Origin of the sequence: Sphingomonas sp. Ag1, assembly GCF_000980895.1 — a bacterium.
In the GTDB taxonomy this organism is placed as follows: Bacteria; Pseudomonadota; Alphaproteobacteria; order Sphingomonadales; family Sphingomonadaceae; genus Sphingomonas; species Sphingomonas panaciterrae.
This window is the reverse complement of record NZ_LAZX01000090.1, coordinates 1-16033: the sequence shown is the minus strand read 5'-3', so window position 1 is coordinate 16033 and position 16033 is coordinate 1. Positions and strand designations below refer to the sequence as shown.

12 protein-coding genes and 1 tRNA gene are annotated in these 16033 nt (G+C 66.8%); 8 read left to right on the top strand and 5 right to left on the bottom strand.

The features are described 5' to 3' along the window. The first annotated feature begins 61 nt into the window (after positions 1 to 61). Complete coding sequence (locus XM50_RS08970; protein WP_046409000.1) at positions 62 to 400, top strand: P-II family nitrogen regulator; 339 nt, start codon at positions 62 to 64, stop codon at positions 398 to 400. Positions 401 to 411: 11 nt separating this feature from the next. Beyond that, on the top strand, positions 412 to 1740 hold the full coding sequence (locus tag XM50_RS08965; protein WP_046408999.1) for an ammonium transporter: 1329 nt from the start codon (positions 412 to 414) through the stop codon (positions 1738 to 1740). Between the two features lie 185 nt (positions 1741 to 1925). On the opposite strand, the gene XM50_RS08960 is transcribed toward XM50_RS08965, so the two are convergent. The 3 genes from XM50_RS08960 to XM50_RS08950 all read right to left on the bottom strand — a co-directional run bounded on the left by XM50_RS08960 (position 1926) and on the right by XM50_RS08950 (position 5834). Beyond that, positions 1926 to 2894, bottom strand: coding sequence for a retropepsin-like aspartic protease (locus tag XM50_RS08960; RefSeq protein WP_046408998.1), 969 nt, complete (start codon positions 2892 to 2894; stop codon positions 1926 to 1928). 66 nt (positions 2895 to 2960) lie between these two features. Next, a complete protein-coding gene (locus XM50_RS08955) occupies positions 2961 to 5387 on the bottom strand; it encodes a ligase-associated DNA damage response DEXH box helicase (RefSeq protein ID WP_082102945.1) in 2427 nt (808 codons plus the stop codon). A 258-nt stretch (positions 5388 to 5645) separates the two neighbouring features. Further along, positions 5646 to 5834: a hypothetical protein gene (locus tag XM50_RS08950; protein WP_046408997.1), complete on the bottom strand. Its 189-nt coding sequence runs from the start codon at positions 5832 to 5834 to the stop codon at positions 5646 to 5648. 75 nt (positions 5835 to 5909) lie between these two features. Here XM50_RS08950 and XM50_RS08945 point away from each other — a divergent pair, with 75 nt between their 5' ends. Both XM50_RS08945 and XM50_RS08940 read left to right on the top strand, forming a co-directional pair. Continuing rightward, a complete protein-coding gene (locus XM50_RS08945; protein WP_046408996.1) occupies positions 5910 to 6908 on the top strand; it encodes a ligase-associated DNA damage response exonuclease in 999 nt (332 codons plus the stop codon). Positions 6909 to 6975: 67 nt separating this feature from the next. Continuing rightward, positions 6976 to 7066: transfer RNA gene (locus XM50_RS08940), tRNA-Ser, on the top strand. 44 nt (positions 7067 to 7110) lie between these two features. On the opposite strand, the gene XM50_RS08935 is transcribed toward XM50_RS08940, so the two are convergent. Beyond that, a complete protein-coding gene (locus XM50_RS08935; RefSeq protein ID WP_046408995.1) occupies positions 7111 to 8658 on the bottom strand; it encodes an acyl-CoA synthetase in 1548 nt (515 codons plus the stop codon). A 340-nt stretch (positions 8659 to 8998) separates the two neighbouring features. On the opposite strand from XM50_RS08935, the gene XM50_RS08930 reads away from it, so the two are divergent. After that, positions 8999 to 11065 (top strand): TonB-dependent receptor domain-containing protein, encoded by a 2067-nt coding sequence (locus tag XM50_RS08930; RefSeq protein WP_046408994.1) that lies wholly within the window; start codon positions 8999 to 9001, stop codon positions 11063 to 11065. On the opposite strand, the gene XM50_RS08925 is transcribed toward XM50_RS08930, so the two are convergent. Then, positions 11062 to 12042: a DMT family transporter gene (locus tag XM50_RS08925; protein ID WP_082102941.1), complete on the bottom strand. Its 981-nt coding sequence runs from the start codon at positions 12040 to 12042 to the stop codon at positions 11062 to 11064. The two genes, XM50_RS08930 and XM50_RS08925, sit on opposite strands and share 4 nt — an antisense overlap. A 103-nt stretch (positions 12043 to 12145) precedes the next feature. Between XM50_RS08925 and XM50_RS08920 the strand changes: the two genes are divergently transcribed. The 3 genes from XM50_RS08920 to XM50_RS08910 form a co-directional block, all read left to right on the top strand. Further along, positions 12146 to 12646 (top strand): Lrp/AsnC family transcriptional regulator, encoded by a 501-nt coding sequence (locus tag XM50_RS08920; protein WP_046408992.1) that lies wholly within the window; start codon positions 12146 to 12148, stop codon positions 12644 to 12646. Positions 12647 to 12893: 247 nt separating this feature from the next. Continuing rightward, positions 12894 to 15380, top strand: a complete 2487-nt coding sequence (locus XM50_RS08915; RefSeq protein WP_231621912.1) for a TonB-dependent receptor — start codon at positions 12894 to 12896, stop codon at positions 15378 to 15380. A 42-nt stretch (positions 15381 to 15422) separates the two neighbouring features. Beyond that, positions 15423 to 16033: amidohydrolase family protein (locus XM50_RS08910; protein ID WP_046408991.1), on the top strand; the 611-nt coding region annotated here is incomplete at its 3' end.

The window sequence follows — 16033 nt, the reverse complement described above, 5'->3', positions numbered from 1 at the left end:
GGCAGCGGCGGTTTGGCACATCTGTTGCGAAGTACCTTTCCCGGTAACGGAAGGGGGCGCGATGAAACTGGTCATAGCCATCATCAAGCCGTTCAAGCTCGACGAAGTGAGGGAAGCACTCACCGGGATCGGGGTGGCGGGGATGACAGTCACCGAGGTCAAGGGTTTCGGGCGCCAGAAGGGCCAGACCGAAATCTACCGCGGCGCCGAATACAGCACCAACATGGTGCCCAAGATCAAAATCGAAGTGGTCTGCCCTGTCGACCTCGCGGATCGCGTGGTGGAGGCGGTGCAGGCGGCCGCGAATACCGGCGCGATCGGCGACGGCAAGATCTTCGTACTCGATGTCGGGCAGGCGGTGCGCATCCGTACCGGCGAAACCGACGATACGGCACTCTGAGGGGGGTGGTGATGAAGCAGATAATCAGGACTGCCCTGGCATTGGGCGTGGCGGCAACAGCCGCGGCGGCGGCACCCGCCTGGGCCCAGGCAACCGCGCCGGTGCCCAACAAGGGCGACACCGCCTGGATGATGACCGCGACCGTGCTGGTCATGACGATGATCGTGCCCGGGCTGGCGCTGTTCTATGGCGGCCTCGTGCGCACCAAGAACATGCTATCGGTGCTGACCCAGATCCTGGCCGTCGCGAGCTTCGCGATGATCATCTGGGTCACCTACGGCTACACCATGGCGTTCGGTGACGGCGGCAACGCCTTTATCGCCGGGTTCAACAAGCTGTTCCTTGCCGGGGTCAACGCCGACTCGACGGCGGCAACCTTCACCGACGGTGTCGTCATCCCGGAATATGTCTTCATCGCCTTCCAGATGACCTTTGCGGCGATCACCGTCAGCCTGGTGGTCGGTGGCCTGGTCGAGCGGATGAAGTTTGCCGGCCTGATGGTCTTTGCGCTGATCTGGCTCACCATCGTCTATTTCCCGATCGCGCACATGGTGTGGGCGGGCAACGGCCTTCTCTTTAATTGGCAGCCCGCCGCGCTCGACTTCGCCGGCGGCACGGTGGTTCACATCAACGCCGGCATCTCGGCGCTGGTCGGGGCGATCATCATCGGCCCGCGGCTGGGCTACAAGAAAGAGATCATGGCCCCGCACTCGCTGGTCATGACGCTGATCGGCACCGGCCTCCTGTGGGTCGGCTGGTTCGGGTTCAACGCCGGATCGGCGCTGGAGGCCAATGGCTCGGCGGCGCTGGCGATGATCAACACCTTTGTCGCCACGGCGGCGGGCGTGCTGTTCTGGATGCTGACCGAGCGGATGCTGGGCCACAAGGGATCGATGCTGGGCGCCTGCTCCGGCGCGATCGCCGGCCTGGTTGCGGTGACCCCGGCGGCGGGCAATTCGGGGCCGTTCGGCGCCATCCTGCTGGGTGCGATCGCGGCCATCATCTGCGCCTATTTCGTGGTCGCGGTGAAACCCAAACTCAACCTTGACGACTCGCTGGATGCGTTCGGCATCCACGGCATCGGTGGCATCGTGGGGTCGATCGGCACGGCATTCACCATGCTGCCGGGCCTCGGCGGGCCGGGTGCGGCCGACTATGCCCTGGGGCCGCAGCTCGTGACCCAGGTGGTCGCAGTGCTCATCTCGGTTGCCTGGGCCGGCGTCGGATCCGCCATCGCCTTCTCGATCGCCAAGGCGACCGTCGGGCTGCGGGTCAGCGAAGAGGTGGAGCGCGAAGGGCTCGACCTCGGCGAGCATGGCGAGCGCGCCTACAATTATTGACGAGATTGGGGGACGGCTGCGGCCGGTTCCCAGACGATGTTCCTCCTGCGGACGCACTAGGCCCGGTACGAAAGTGCCGGGCCCTTTTTTATGGGCCATCGGCCTCAACGAGGCATCGACTGGAGTCGTTCGGCCGTTTTCGGCCGCTTTTGGGCGCATTCGGCCCTTTATGGAGAAATCCGGCCCTAGCCGCGGCGCGCGGCGCCGCGCGGCAGCAGCAGGCGCAATTCGCGGTTCGCAAAATCGATCTGGACGCGGGTGAACAGTTTCAGCACGTCCATGCCGAGCATGATCGCCGGCTTCTTTTCCAGCCCGAACACGCGGAACGGCGGGACGTCGGCAAAGGCGACGGGCATGTCGCGGATCTCGGCATCGCCGATCTTGATCGACTTGACCGACCCATAATCGGCGACGAGTTCGCCGCCCGTCACGCTGATCAGCGTGATCGGCGTGACCTTGCCCCGCCTGGCGAGCCGTTTGCGCAGCGCGAGATTGCCCATCGACACCACGCTGCCGGTGTCGAGGATGACGCGGACCCGTTCCCCGCCGACGCGCGCGTCGGTGACGACGAGCTGCCCGAACAGGCTTTTCGCCTGGATGACGATTTCGTCTGGGGCGCGGCGGACCCGCTCGCCGCGCTTGCGGGCCGGCGTCACCGTCATTCGCTGCTGATCGAAATCGATCGCCAGCGCATGGCCCTGAAGCGCGTCGATGCCGAGCATGCCGGGCGCGCCGAGGTTCGCCGCCGATAGCGCCGGCGCCTCGATCCGCTCCCCGCCGAGCGTGCTGACGGAAATCGACGGGATCACCACCGTGCCGACATCCTGTGTCCCGGTCATCCCGGTCAGGCGGACGTTGCGGCCGCCGGGCAGGCGGAGCCGTGCGGCCAGTTCACGGCTGATCACCGTTCGCTGGGCGCCGGTATCGATGACGAACTGATAGGGCCCCGCCCCCGCGATCTGGACCGGCACCGTCATGCGCGGGCCGTCGACGCCGAAATCGAGATGCTCGCCGGTCGGCACCGCCGGATCCTCGGCGTGGCCAAGCCCGATGTGCGCGGCGTAATCGGTGATCGGCGCGGGCGGCACCACGGGCTGCTGATCGTCCGCATTGGCGAGCAGCGACAGGAGCGGCAAGGCAAGCCAGCGGCGCATGCAGGGATGAAGCGCCCGATCCGGACCCTTGTCAATCGTTATCCCCGGCGGCGGAGGCCTGCGGCCTCAGTCGAGGCGCATCGCTTCCCCGGCGAGTGCCTCCGCCTCGATCAGCAGCGCATCGTCCGCGCTGCCGGTGGCGACTCGTTCGCGCCCGATCAGCACCAGCACCGGCACGGCGAGCGGCGAGACGCGCGGGAGATCGACGTGCAGCATCGTCCCCGCCGCGCGATCGAGCAGGTCAGCGAGGCGGCCGACGTCGGTCATGCGCGCGCGGGCGTCGGCCCAGGCAGCCTCGAGCAGGATATGGCCGGGTTCGTACTTGCGCAGGACGTCGTAGATGAGGTCGGTGGAGAAGGTGACCTGCTTGCCGGTCTTGCGCTTGCCGGGATGCTGCCGCTCGACGAGCCCGCCGATCACCGCGACCTCGCGGAAGGCGCGTTTCAGCAGGTGCGACTGCTGTACCCAGTCGACGAATTCATGCTCAAGGATGTCGGGCGAGAAGAGCGCGGCGGGATCGGTGACGGGATCGATCGAATAGGTGGCGATGGCATAATCATTGGCGACGAAGCCGAGCGGCTTCAGCCCCGCGGTTTCCATCCGCCGCGTGATCAGCATGCCGAGCGACTGGTGCGCGTTCCACCCCTCGAAGGAATAGGCGACCATGTAGTTGCGCCCTTCGCGCGGGAAGGTTTCGACGAGCAGCTGGTCGGGATGCGGCAGCGCGGAGCGGCGGGCCTGGATTTCCAGCCATTCGCGCACGTCATCGGGGAAGCGCGCCCATTCGGCAGGCGTATCGAGGAAGCCGCGGACGCGATCAGCGAGGTTGGTGGAGAGCGGCATCCGGCTGCCGCCATAAGTGGGGATTCGCGCGGGCCGCGCGGTGGCGCGGACGATCAGATCCTCGGTATCGATCTTCTCCACCTCAAGGCTCATCCCGGCGAAGAAGAAGGTGTCGCCATGGCTGAGCGTGGAGGCGAACGCCTCCTCCACCTTGCCCAGCGCGCGGCCGTTGCGGAAGCGGACCTTGAGCATCGTCGCCTCCACGATGATTCCGGCGTTGAGGCGATGCTGCGCAACGAATTTCGGATGGCTGACGCGCCACAGGCCATCGGCATCCTGCGTCAGCCGCTTGAACCGATCATAAGCGCGCAAGCTGTAGCCGCCGTCGCGGATGAAGCCGAGCACCTTGTCGAACAGCTCATCGGTGAGCGCCGAATAGGGGAGCGACGAGCGGATCTCGTCTAGCAATGCGGCCTGATCGAACGGGGCGGCGCAGGCGCAGGCCATGACATGCTGCGCCAGCACGTCGAGCGCGCCCATGCGGAACACGTCGGTATCAAGCTCGCCGGCCTCCACCGCGTCGAGCGCGGCGCGCGCCTCGAGATATTCGAAGCGGTTGCCGGGGACGACGATCGCCTCCGACGGCTCATCAAGGCGGTGATTGCTGCGGCCGATGCGCTGGAGCAGGCGCGACGATCCCTTGGGGGCGCCCATCTGGATGACGCAATCGACATCCCCCCAATCGACCCCCAGGTCGAGGCTGGCGGTGGCGACCAGCGCGCGCAGGCGGCCGCCAGCCATCGCCGCCTCCACCTTGCGCCGCGCCTCTTTTTCCAGGCTGCCGTGATGGATGCCGATCGGCAGCTGCATCTCGTTCGCCTTCCACAGATCCTGGAAGATCAGCTCAGCCAGACTGCGCGTGTTGCAGAAGACGATGGTGGTCTTGTGAGTCTCGATCTCCGCCATCACCTGCGCCGCGGCATAGCGGCCGGAATGGCCCGCCCAGGGCACGCGATCCTCGGGCAGCAGGATGGCGATATTGGGATCGACGCCGGTTTCGCCCTGCACCAGGCTGATGCTTTCGATATCGCCGTCGGGCGCAAGCCAGGCGCGATAGCCGTCGGGATCGGCGACCGTGGCGGACAAGGCGACGCGGCGCAGGCCAGGTGCGATCGCCTGAAGCCGGGCCATGCATAGCGACAGCAGGTCGCCGCGCTTGCCGGTGGCGAAGGCGTGCACCTCATCGATCACGATCGTGCGCAGGCCGGCGAACATGGTGAAGCTGTCGGGGTAGCTCAGCAGCAGCGACAGCGATTCGGGTGTGGTGAGCAGGATCTGCGGCGGCTTCACCCGCTGGCGCGCCTTGCGATCGGACGGGGTGTCGCCGGTGCGGGTTTCGACGCGGATGTCGATGCCCATTTCGTCGAGACCCATCTCATCGAGGGGCGTGACGAGATTGCGCTGAATGTCGACCGCCAGCGCCTTCAACGGCGAGACATAAAGGGTGTGGAGACCCTCGGTCGGCTGCTCGATCAATTCCGCAAGCGTGGGAAGGAAGCCGGCGAGCGTCTTGCCTGCGCCAGTCGCGGCGACGAGCAGCGCGTGCCGCCCGGCGCGGCCCTCGGCGAGCATGTCGAGCTGGTGGCGGCGCGGAGACCAGCCCCGCGACGCGAACCAGTCGGCCAGCGGGGTCGGAAGTGAAACAGTCATCGCGTCGACATATAGGGTCGCCATCCCGTTTCAGAACGCCGCGCCTGCATCGTCGCCCGGCCGCGGCAGGTGGCGCTTTGCGGCGACAGCCCCTGACGCAGCACACTCGGAGCACACTCTCCCCTGAGGGAGCGGCGGCATAGCGTCCTGGCGATCAGATCACGCGGCTGTCCCAGCGCCCGGCTCGCAGGGAGGCGCTGTCACCGCGGGATCGGCCGCCGCCGACCGCGCCGGCCAAGTGACGGCGCGGCGCGACAATCAGCCGCGCGCGGCGTCCTCGCGCGATTGTTCCTCGTACAGCCGGTGAGTCGCCTCTTCGGTGCGGCGTTCCTGTTCCGGGGTCACCTTGTTGCGGAACTTCGCAAAGGCGATCGCGAGGCCCAGGATGATGAAGCCGCCGATGACGACGAAAACCCAAAGGCTGTCGCCCAAAGCCTGATGTTCCATGCCGCACTCTCCTTTTTCTGTTGTTCCCACAACGAGGCGCCGGGGCGATTTGATCCGCTCGTGCGTACTGCCCCCATGCCCAAGCTTGGCGACTGGCTCGAACCTCACCCCCATGGCATCTTCGTTCGCCCGGCCGATGCCTGGGTCGATCCCTCCCTGCCCCAGCCACGCGCGCTGGTGACTCATGGCCATGCCGACCACGCGCGCGGCGGGCATGGCGCGGTGTGGGCGACGCCCGAGACGCTGGCGATCATGGACACGCGCTATGGCGAGCAGGCGGGACACCCGGTAGGCTATGGCGATAGCGTGCGGCTGGGCGAGGTGCAGGCGACCTTCGTTCCCGCCGGCCATGTGCTGGGATCGGCGCAGATCCTGCTGGAATATCGCGGCGAGCGGATCGTCGTGTCGGGCGACTACAAGCGCCGGCCGGACCCGACCTGCGCGCCGTTCGAGCCGGTGGCGTGCGATGTGTTCATCACCGAGGCGACGTTCGGCCTCCCCGTGTTCCGCCACCCCGATACCGGGGACGAGATCGACAAGCTGGTCGCGCGGCTGCACGCCAACCCGGATCGCTGCGTGCTGGTCGGCGCCTATGCGCTGGGCAAGGCGCAGCGGGTGATCGCCGAGCTGCGCGAGCGCGGGCATGAGGCGCCGATCTATATCCATGGCGCGTTGCAGCGATTGTGCGACCTTTATGCCGATCATGGCGTGCGGCTGGGCGAGCTGATCCCTGTCGCGGGGGTGCCCAAGGCAGCGATGGCGGGGCATGTCGTGATGTGCCCGCCCGGCGCGCTCAACGACCGCTGGTCGCGCCGCCTGCCCGATCCGATCACCGCGATGGCGAGCGGGTGGATGCGGGTGCGCCAGCGTGCGCGACAGAAGCTCGTCGAGCTGCCGCTGATCATGTCCGACCACGCCGATTGGGACGAGCTGACCGACACGATCGAGGAAATCGCGCCGCGCGAAGTGTGGGTGACCCACGGGCGGGAGGAGGCGCTGATCCACTGGTGCGCGATGCGCCAGATCAAGGCGCGCGCGCTGGCGCTGGTCGGCTTCGAGGACGAGGACGATTGATGCGTATGCGGCAAACGCTTGCGCGCGGCGAAAGACCGGCCTAGGGCGCGCTTCTTCCGGGACATGCGGAGCGGTGGCCGAGTGGTCGAAGGCGCTCGCCTGGAAAGTGAGTATACGGCAAAACCGTATCGAGGGTTCGAATCCCTCCCGCTCCGCCACTCTTCTTTCTCGTATATCCCTCCACGCTGACCCCTCCCGGGCGCTAGCGCTCCAGCATCAGGCCGCCGTCGGCGAGCATGTCGCGCAAGGTGCGTTTCAGGACCTTGCCGGAGGCGTTCTTGGGCAGTTCGGCGATGAAGGCGACAGCCTTTGGCTTCTTGTAGCTGGCGATATGGTCGCGGCAGTGCCGGATCAGCGCGGCGGCGTCCGTGGCTTCGCCGTCGCGGGTGGCGATGATCGCGACGACGCTTTCACCCCACACGGGATCCGCCATGCCGACCACCGCTGCCTCCAGCACGGCGGGGTGACGGTAGAGCACTTCCTCCACCTCGCGCGGGTAGACGTTCTCCCCGCCGGTGACGATCATGTCCTTCTTGCGATCGACGATGGTGAGATAGCCGTCAGCATCCCAGCGGCCGACGTCGCCGGTGTGGAACCAGCCGTCGGTGAAGGCCCGGGCCGTCGCCTCCGGGTTGCGCCAATAGCCGGTGAGGACCTGATCGCCCTTCACCACGATCTCCCCCTCCACGCCAGGCGCAACGTCGGCCATCGCCTCATCGACGACGCGGACTCGGGCGAGCAGCATCTGGCGGCCGACCGAGTTCAGGATCGGCAGGCCCTCATCGATCGCGCGATCATGCTCGTCGGCGGTCAGGACCATGACGTTGCCGGCAAGCTCGGTCATGCCGAAGCCAGTGCCGAAGCGCACCTGCGGCCATTTTTCCCGCGCGCGCAGCAGCACGGCGGCGGGCATCGCGGAGGCGCCATAGCCGACGTTGCGCAGCGAGGAGAGGTCGTAATCGGGCATCGCGGGGTGATCGAGGAGCAGCGCGATCATCGTGGGGGCGGCGGCGGTGGAGGTGATGCGGTGACGTTCGATGAGGGCGAACAGCGCCTCGGGCACAAAATTGGGCAGGATGGTCAGCTCCGCGCCGCGCAGATGGTTCACCACCATGCCGTAGCCGGCGACGTGATACATCGGGAAGGTGAGCAGATAGTGGGAATCGGGCTCCTTGTCCCAGCTCGCCAGGCTGTTGAACACGGCGGCCATGACGTTGCGATGGGTGAGCATCGCGCCCTTGGGCAAGCCGGTGGTGCCCGAGGTGTAGAGCAGCCAGGCGATCGAGTCCTCTGATGGCGGGGGCAGCGGTTGCGGCGTGCCGCTGGCCAGCAACGCATCGAAGCTGGCCGCCCCTTCCGCCGCGGCACCGATCACCAGCAGGTGCCGGACCGAGGGGGTCTGATCGCGGATGGCGCGGATCGCGCCGAGATATTTGTCCTGGACGATCAGAACGCTAGGCGCGGCATCGTTGATGATCCAGGCGAGCTCGGCCGGGGCGAGGCGGTAGTTGAGGAAGGTCAGCGTCATGCCGGCGCCGGGCACGGCATAATAGCAGAGCGCATATTCGAGGCAGTTTTCGGCGAGGATCGCCACCCGGTCGCCCGGCTGGGCGATGCCGAGCAGCGCCTGCCCGAGCCGCCAGCAATCGTCGCGCATCTGGCTGTACGTGATCGCGCGCTCGTCCAGGCGCACCGCGACACGATCGGGCGCCCGGTGCGCCGCATGCACCGGAACCTCGCTGAGCAGCATTCATCCTCTCCTGTCTGTCGCAGGCAGGACGCAAGCTTAGCCGAAGGCGGGGCGGGTTCAACCACGTTGGATGGCCCGGCGGTTTATCCGGACGGGCGTGTCAAAATGTTGCTGCGAATGATTTGCATTGACCTATATAGCCCCGTGCCGCAGGGCACGATGCAATTGCGAGTCAGTCTCACAAAGGGGTTTCATGTTCCGGACGTCCATGCTGTGCTCAGCGGCTTTTTGCACGCTGTCTCTCGCAGCGCTGTCACCCGCCCAGGCGCAAACTGAGGTTCAGGCGCAAACTGGCGCCCAGTCGCAGACAGAGGCAGGGTCAAGCGCCCCGTCGGTCACGGTGGCGAACGCCGAGGAACCCGCCAGTAGCGGGACGCGCCAGGACGCGCCGACCGGCGACATCGTGGTGACCGCCGCGGGCTACGCCCAGCGCATCGTCGACGCCCCCGCGAGCATCAGCGTCATCGACCGCGCCGACCTGCAGGACAAGAGGTTCGGCAGCCTCGCCGAAGCGCTGGTCGACGTGCAGGGGATCGATGTCGGCGGCGAGGCGGGCAAGACCGGCGGCCTCAACATCTCGATCCGCGGCATGCCGAGCGATTATACTTTGGTGCTGATCGACGGGCGGCGGCAGAATCCGCCGGGCGGAGTCACGCCGAACGGGTTCGGCGAAACCTCCACCAGCTTCATCCCGCCCTATTCGGCGATCGAACGGATCGAGGTGGTGCGCGGGCCGATGTCGACGCTGTACGGGTCGGACGCGATGGGCGGGGTGGTGAACATCATCACCCGCAAGGTCGGCGATCGGTGGGTCGGATCGGCGACGGCGGAAAGCACCGTTCAGTTCGACGAGCGGTTCGGCAACATCCAGTCGGTCAACGCCTTTGCACAGGGCCCCGTGGTGCGCGACCTGCTGGGCCTGACGCTGCGCGGCAGCGTGTTCCATCGCGAGGGCTCGGACATCCCCATCCCGGGTGACCCGGCGCTGACGCTGGGGCGTAACCCCGTCCGGTCGGACGTCTATACCTATGGCGGGCGGCTGACGCTGACGCCGCATGCGGACCATGACTTGTGGCTGGAATATGACCGCAACGAGCAGCGCTATGACAATAGCGAAGGGCGGCTCGGCACGCTGGGTTCCGGCGGCTATGCACCCGAGCAGCGGTTCAACCGGTCGAACTATGTGCTGGCGCACAGCTGGCGCAGCCCGATCGGTACGCTGGACACGACGCTGACGCGCAACGAGACCGAGACGATCGGTCGCCTGATCCCCAACGGCACGCCCGGGCAGGTGCCCGGCAGCCCGCGCGAGCTGCAGGCGCGCAACGACATCATCGATTCACGCCTGGCCGGAAAGCAAGGCCCGGTGGCCCTCACCGTGGGCGGCCAATATTGGCACGCCCGGATGGTCGAGGGCGTGGCGCCCGAACCCTTCACCTTCACCCAATGGGCAGGCTTTGCGGAAGCGACGCTGACCGTCGTCGAGGACGTGAAGCTGACGGGCGGCGTGCGCTATGACAATCATTCCACCTTTGGCGACAAATGGTCGCCGCGCGCCTATGCGGTCTGGAACGTCTCCGACGTGCTGACGCTGAAGGGCGGGGTGAGCCGTGGTTTCAAGACGCCGCGGGTCGAGCAGATCGCGGAAGGCATCATCGGCTTTGGCGGACAGGGACGTATCCCGCTGCTCGGTACGCCCAGCCTGACGCCGGAGACGACGACGACCTATGAGGCGGGCGTCTATTACGACAATGGCGGCCTGTTCAGCGGCAATGTGACGCTGTTCAACAATGATTTCGACGACAAGATCGCGACCGGCCCAGGGATCCCCAACTGTCGTTTCGCCGGTAATCCGAACCGACCGGGCTGCCTCGACGTCGGCAATTTTCCCGCCGTCGACCTGTTCAGCCAGTCAATCAACATCGACAAGGCGCGCACGCGCGGGATCGAGGCGGCCGGACGGGTGGAATTCACCCCCACTCTCTCGCTGGCCGCCAATTACACCTATACCGAAAGCGAACAGCTGAGCGGTCCCGAGGCTGGCCTGCCGCTGATCGGCATTCCCAAGCATATGGTGAACGCCAATTTGCGGTGGCGACTGACCGAGAAGGCGACGGTGTGGACGCGCGCCGAGATCCGGTCGAGCCGGTACCGCGGCAACAATGACCAGCAGCGTGCGGTGGGCGACTTCCGCGGCTATGAGCTGTTCCACCTGGGCGGATCGTATCAGGTGACGCCGGCGCTCCGCCTGTCCGCAACGCTGTGGAACATCCTCGACACCGATTACGCGGTGTACGAGCCCTATCTGAGCGGCACCGCGGCCGCGCCGGTGACGGCGTTCACACCGGCCTATTCAATCAACCAGGAAGGACGCCGCCTGCTGATTTCGGCCAACGTCGACTTCTAACGTGCCGGCTCCCCGGCATCGCTCGCCAACGGGCGGGGCCGATGCCGGGGGCGGTGCGCGTGGATGCAGGACAGCACGCTGGCGATGACCAGCGTCGCGGCGGCGATCTCCGCCGGGGTGGGCCAGCGCTGTTCCCAGAAGAAGCCGTAGAGCAGCGCAAAGAGCGTTTCGAACAGGATCATCTGCCCCACCATCGTCAGCGGGAGCAGGCGGCTCATCTTGTTCCACAAGGCGTTGCCGATGATCGACGCGGCCACCGCGACGCCAACCGACACGGCGGCGAATTGCCCCCAGGCGGTCATGCCGTGCGCAGCCGCCGCGCCGGACAAGGCGAACGGCAGAAGCACGATCGCCTGTGCGCCGGTGGCGAGGCCGATCAGCAGGTTCCAGTCATGCACCGAGACGCCCGGCCGGCTGGCCAGCGCACGGGCATTGCCGACGGCATAGACCGTCCAGCAGATGAGCGCCCCGATGGCGCACGCCAGCCCGACGATGCTGCGCGTGCCCGGGGTTGCTGCGGAGGGATCGAGCGCCTGCCAGCCGATGCACAAGGCCGCGCCCGCGCCGAGTAGCAGCGACGGCGCAAGCTGGCGCAGCGGGACGGCATCGCGATCCCGACTGCCGACGATCGTCACCGCAACCGGCAAGAAGCCGATCACCAGCGATGTGAGCGGGATACCCGCCGTCTGCACCCCGGTGGACAGCAGCACATAGTAAAGTGTGTTGCCGGTGAGCGCGAGCCACGCCAGCGTCAGCCAATCTCGTCGCGTCAGCAATCGGGACAGCCGCCGCCACTGCGGGCCGATCAGCGCAGCGGCGATCGCGCCATAAGCGAGATAGCGGCCGACGGTGAGCTGGAGCGGGGTGAAATCACGCACCAGCGCGGGGGCAAGGAACACCAGTCCCCACAAGGCGCCCGCCGCGGCACCGCAAGCGGTGCCGCGTGCGATCGCACTGCCATGACGCGCGCCGATGATCGATGCTGACACACGAGTCCCCTGCTGACCGGTGCAACGATAATGCGCGCGGCGCGAGTGGTGTGCGCTTGATATGGCGGGTAAAAGCAACAATCACTCGCGAATGGCGCGATCCCCCTCTCACCGCCCCGGCCAGCGCCGGGCGAAGCTCGACCCGTTCGACCGCGCGATCCTTCGCGTGATCCAGCGCGACAACAAGACGCCGCAGCGCGCGATTGCCGAGGCGGTCAACTTGTCTGCGGCGGCGGTGCAGCGGCGGATCGCGGCGATGGAAGCGGCGGGGATCATCACCGCCAATACCGCCGTCGTGGATACTGCCGCGCTGGGGCTGGCGATTACGGCCATCGTCGAGGTGCATCTGGTCGATGAGCGCGCAGCGACCGTCGACGCGGCCAAGGCGCTGTTCCGCGCCGATGCCGACGTCCAGCAATGCTATTACGTCACCGGCGGGATCAGCTTCGTCCTCGTCATCCTGAGCAGTGACATGGTCGCCTATGAGGAGACGACCCGGCGGCTGTTCGCGCACAATCCGGCGGTGGCGACGTTCCGCAGCCTGATCGCGCTCGATCGCGTCAAATCGGGAAACAATGTGCCGATCGCCTGACCTTCGGCGCGAGCGACAAGGTGGCGCGACATTGCCTTCCTGTGGGCCGGAGTGACGAAACAATGTCCCCTCACTCGCTTCATTGCCGAAGGATCTGCGTTTTATCGATCATTAAAGACGCAACAATTCTGTTATCGCGCCCCAGAAACGGAACACTTTCGGTCGCCGCAAAGCTAATCTCCGCATGAAGGTTACGGGGTGAAGCGCCAGCAGGCGCAGCCACCGCAGCAAGATGGGGGAAATATCGATGATGGGACGTAATGGCGCCGCCCGGCGTCAGGCTGGTTTGCGTGCGCTTCTCCTCGGCAGTGTCATGGCGGTGACGCCAAGCCTCGCCGCAGCGCAGGACGCGCCGCCGCCACCGGCGGAGTCCCCCAGCACGGAGGCGAGCGCCCCCTCCTCCGGCGCCGACGGCGAGATCGTCGTCACCGCGCTTCGTCGAAATACCCGCATCCAGGACACGCCGATCGCGATCTCGGCAACCTCGGGCGAGACGCTCGCCGCATCGGGCACCACCAGCTTCACCGAACTGACCCGCACCGCGCCGTCGCTGCGCATCGTCGACAGCGGGCCGGGCAGCCGGCGCGTGCTGATCCGCGGCATCACCTCCGCCGGCGAGCCGACGGTCGGCGTCTATTATGACGAGACGCCGGTGTCGGGATCGGTCGGCACCACCTCTGACTCAGGCGGCAGCACGCCGGACTTCCGCCTGTTCGACGTGGAGCGCGCCGAGGTGCTGCGCGGGCCGCAGGGCACGCTCTTCGGATCGGGATCGATGGGCGGCACGCTGCGCATCATCTTCGAAAAGCCCAAGGCCGACCGGCTGGAAGCGGCGTTCAGCGGCAACATGACCGCCGTCGAGGGCGGCGGGCCCGGCTTCTCACTCGACGGGATGATCAACCTGCCGATCGTCGAGGACAAGATCGCGCTTCGGATCGTGGGCAATTACAACAAGTTCGCCGGCTACGTCGACAATATCATCCTGACCGACGATCCCAACGCCGGCAACGTGGCCGATACCAGCCCTGATCCGCGCTACCTGCGCAACGTCAAGAACATCAACGACGGCGAAAGCTATGGCGGGCGGGCGCTGCTGCGCATCACGCCGACCGAAGACCTGACGATCGACCTGTCGGCGACCTATGAGCATGTCGACGCGCCGATCCCGCTTTGGCGGCCCGATTTCTCGCGCGCCAACGGCCTCGATTTTGCCAGCAACATGCACGCGGACAATATCAACGAGGATAACAACCGCATCTTCAGCGGCACGATCCGCTACGATTTCGACGCGTTCAGCGTGATCGGCACGACCAGCTATTTCGATCGCGATTTTACCCGCACCTACGACGTCAGCGACACGTTCAACGGCCGCGTCGGCACCGTGCAGAATGCCGAAGGCCGCTTCGTCAACACGCTGAACTCCGCCGGCACGCGCGAGGGGTGCCGCCGGTATCAGCTGGGCATCACGTCGGCCGCGAACCCCACGCAATGCACCGCGGACCAGCTGACCGGCTATTTCAACGCAACGGTGCCGCTGCAATCGTCGGCGCTGTACCAGCCGCAGAAGCTGAACAATTGGGTGCACGAGCTTCGCCTGAGCTCGACCAGCGACAGCCCGTTCCAGTGGACGGTCGGCGGCTTCCTGGAAAGCCGCGATACCGAGGTGCGATCGCTGCTGCTGGTGGCGAGCCCGGAGACGGGCGCGGTGTACAGCCCGTCGACGCCAGGCGCGATCGCCTATGACCGGACCATCAACGACGAGCTGCGGCAGAAGGCGGCGTATGCGGAATTGAGCTACAAGCTAGCCGACCAGCTGACGCTGACCGCCGGCGCGCGATACTTCAACTTCGAGCGCAAGGTGGGCGGGCGGATCGACGTCGGCCAGATCCACTACAGCTCGCGCGTGACGCCCTATACCGAGGCGAATTACGAAGAAGACGGCCTGATCTACAAGTTCAACGTGTCGTGGCAGCCGACCACCCGGCTGCTGTTCTATGCGCAGGCCGCGCAGGGCTTCCGGCCCGGCGGCGTAAACCAGGTGATCGGCCTGCCCGCCGAACGCGCGGCCTATACCTCCGACAGCCTGTGGAATTACGAAATCGGCGCAAAGACCACTCTGGCGCGCGGCGTGTACCTGAACCTGGCGGGTTATCGCATCGACTGGGACAATCTGCAGGTGTCGGCGCGGACTGCGGGGACGGGATCGGTGTTCGGCTTGATCTCCAACGCGGGCGCTGCGCGGGTATGGGGCGCGGAGGCCGAGTTGTCGGCCAATCTGCTGCCGGGCCTCTCGTTCAATGGCGCGGTCGGCTACACCGATGCCAAGCTGTCGGAGGACCAGGTCAGCGATTTCGTGGTGGCCACCGGCCGCCGCGGCGACCGCATCCCCAACGTGCCGCGGATCAGCGCCTCCGCCTCGCTCGATTACAAGCGCCCGGTGTCGGACACGCTGACCGCCACCGCGCGGGTCGATGCGAGCCATGTCGGCTCCTTCTATAGCACGCTCAGCCCGACGGACATATACCGCCGCAAGATCCCGGCTTATGAACTGGTCAACCTGCGCTTCGGCATCGAGGGCGTGGACAGTGACTGGGGGGTATATCTGTTCGCCAACAACCTGCTGAACGACACTGCCATCAACCAGATGAGCGCGAACGCCAATACGGGCGGGATCACCAACGCCGTCAGCATCGCACCGCGCACCTATGGGCTGAACCTGATGCGGCGCTTCTGATCCGCCGCGTCACGCCCCTGCCCATCTATTCAAGGATCGACCATGGCCCTGTTTCGCCTGTTGAACACTCGCCTGCTGATGCTGTCCTCGGCCGCCGGCATGGCATTGGCCGGCCCCGCGCTGGCGCATGAGGAAAAGGCGCCGCGCGCCGCCGCCGCGGCAGCCGCGCCCGCCGGCAACCAGCCGGGCGCCGCCCCGGCCCGCGCGGCGGGGGAAGGCGCCGGCCCGTTCCGCCGCCTCGTCATCCGCGGCGCGACGCTGATCGACGGTACCGGATCGGTGCCGCGCGGCCCGGTCGACATCGTCGTCGAGGGCAATCGCATCGCCGACATCCGCCAGGCCGGCTGGCCGGGCATGGTGCTGGCGCAGAACCGCGCGCCGCAGGATTTCGACCAGGAGATCGACGCAACCGGCATGTACGTGCTGCCCGGCTTCGTCGACCTGCACACGCATTTGCCGGCCAAGGGCAAGGCGCCCGACGCTTCCTACGCCTACAAGCTGTGGCTGGCGCATGGCGTGACGACGGTGCGCGGCGTGTCGCTGGCCTCCCCGTCCTTCACCAGCAATGAAAAGGCACGGTCGGCGCGCAACGAGATCGCGGCGCCGCGCATCTTCAACTATCAGACGCTGGGCGCCGGATGGTCCGGCGGGCG

Excerpts from the sequence above, each read along its gene's own strand:
- XM50_RS08970 (WP_046409000.1), top strand. The coding sequence starts at position 62 with ATGAAACTGGTCATAGCCATCATCAAGCCGTTCAAGCTCGACGAAGTG.
- XM50_RS08965 (WP_046408999.1), top strand. The coding sequence starts at position 412 with ATGAAGCAGATAATCAGGACTGCCCTGGCATTGGGCGTGGCGGCAACA.
- XM50_RS08960 (WP_046408998.1), bottom strand. The coding sequence starts at position 2,894 with ATGCGCCGCTGGCTTGCCTTGCCGCTCCTGTCGCTGCTCGCCAATGCG.
- XM50_RS08955 (WP_082102945.1), bottom strand. The coding sequence starts at position 5,387 with ATGACTGTTTCACTTCCGACCCCGCTGGCCGACTGGTTCGCGTCGCGG.
- XM50_RS08950 (WP_046408997.1), bottom strand. The coding sequence starts at position 5,834 with ATGGAACATCAGGCTTTGGGCGACAGCCTTTGGGTTTTCGTCGTCATC.
- XM50_RS08945 (WP_046408996.1), top strand. The coding sequence starts at position 5,910 with ATGCCCAAGCTTGGCGACTGGCTCGAACCTCACCCCCATGGCATCTTC.
- XM50_RS08935 (WP_046408995.1), bottom strand. The coding sequence starts at position 8,658 with ATGCTGCTCAGCGAGGTTCCGGTGCATGCGGCGCACCGGGCGCCCGAT.
- XM50_RS08920 (WP_046408992.1), top strand. The coding sequence starts at position 12,146 with ATGGCGCGATCCCCCTCTCACCGCCCCGGCCAGCGCCGGGCGAAGCTC.
- XM50_RS08915 (WP_231621912.1), top strand. The coding sequence starts at position 12,894 with ATGATGGGACGTAATGGCGCCGCCCGGCGTCAGGCTGGTTTGCGTGCG.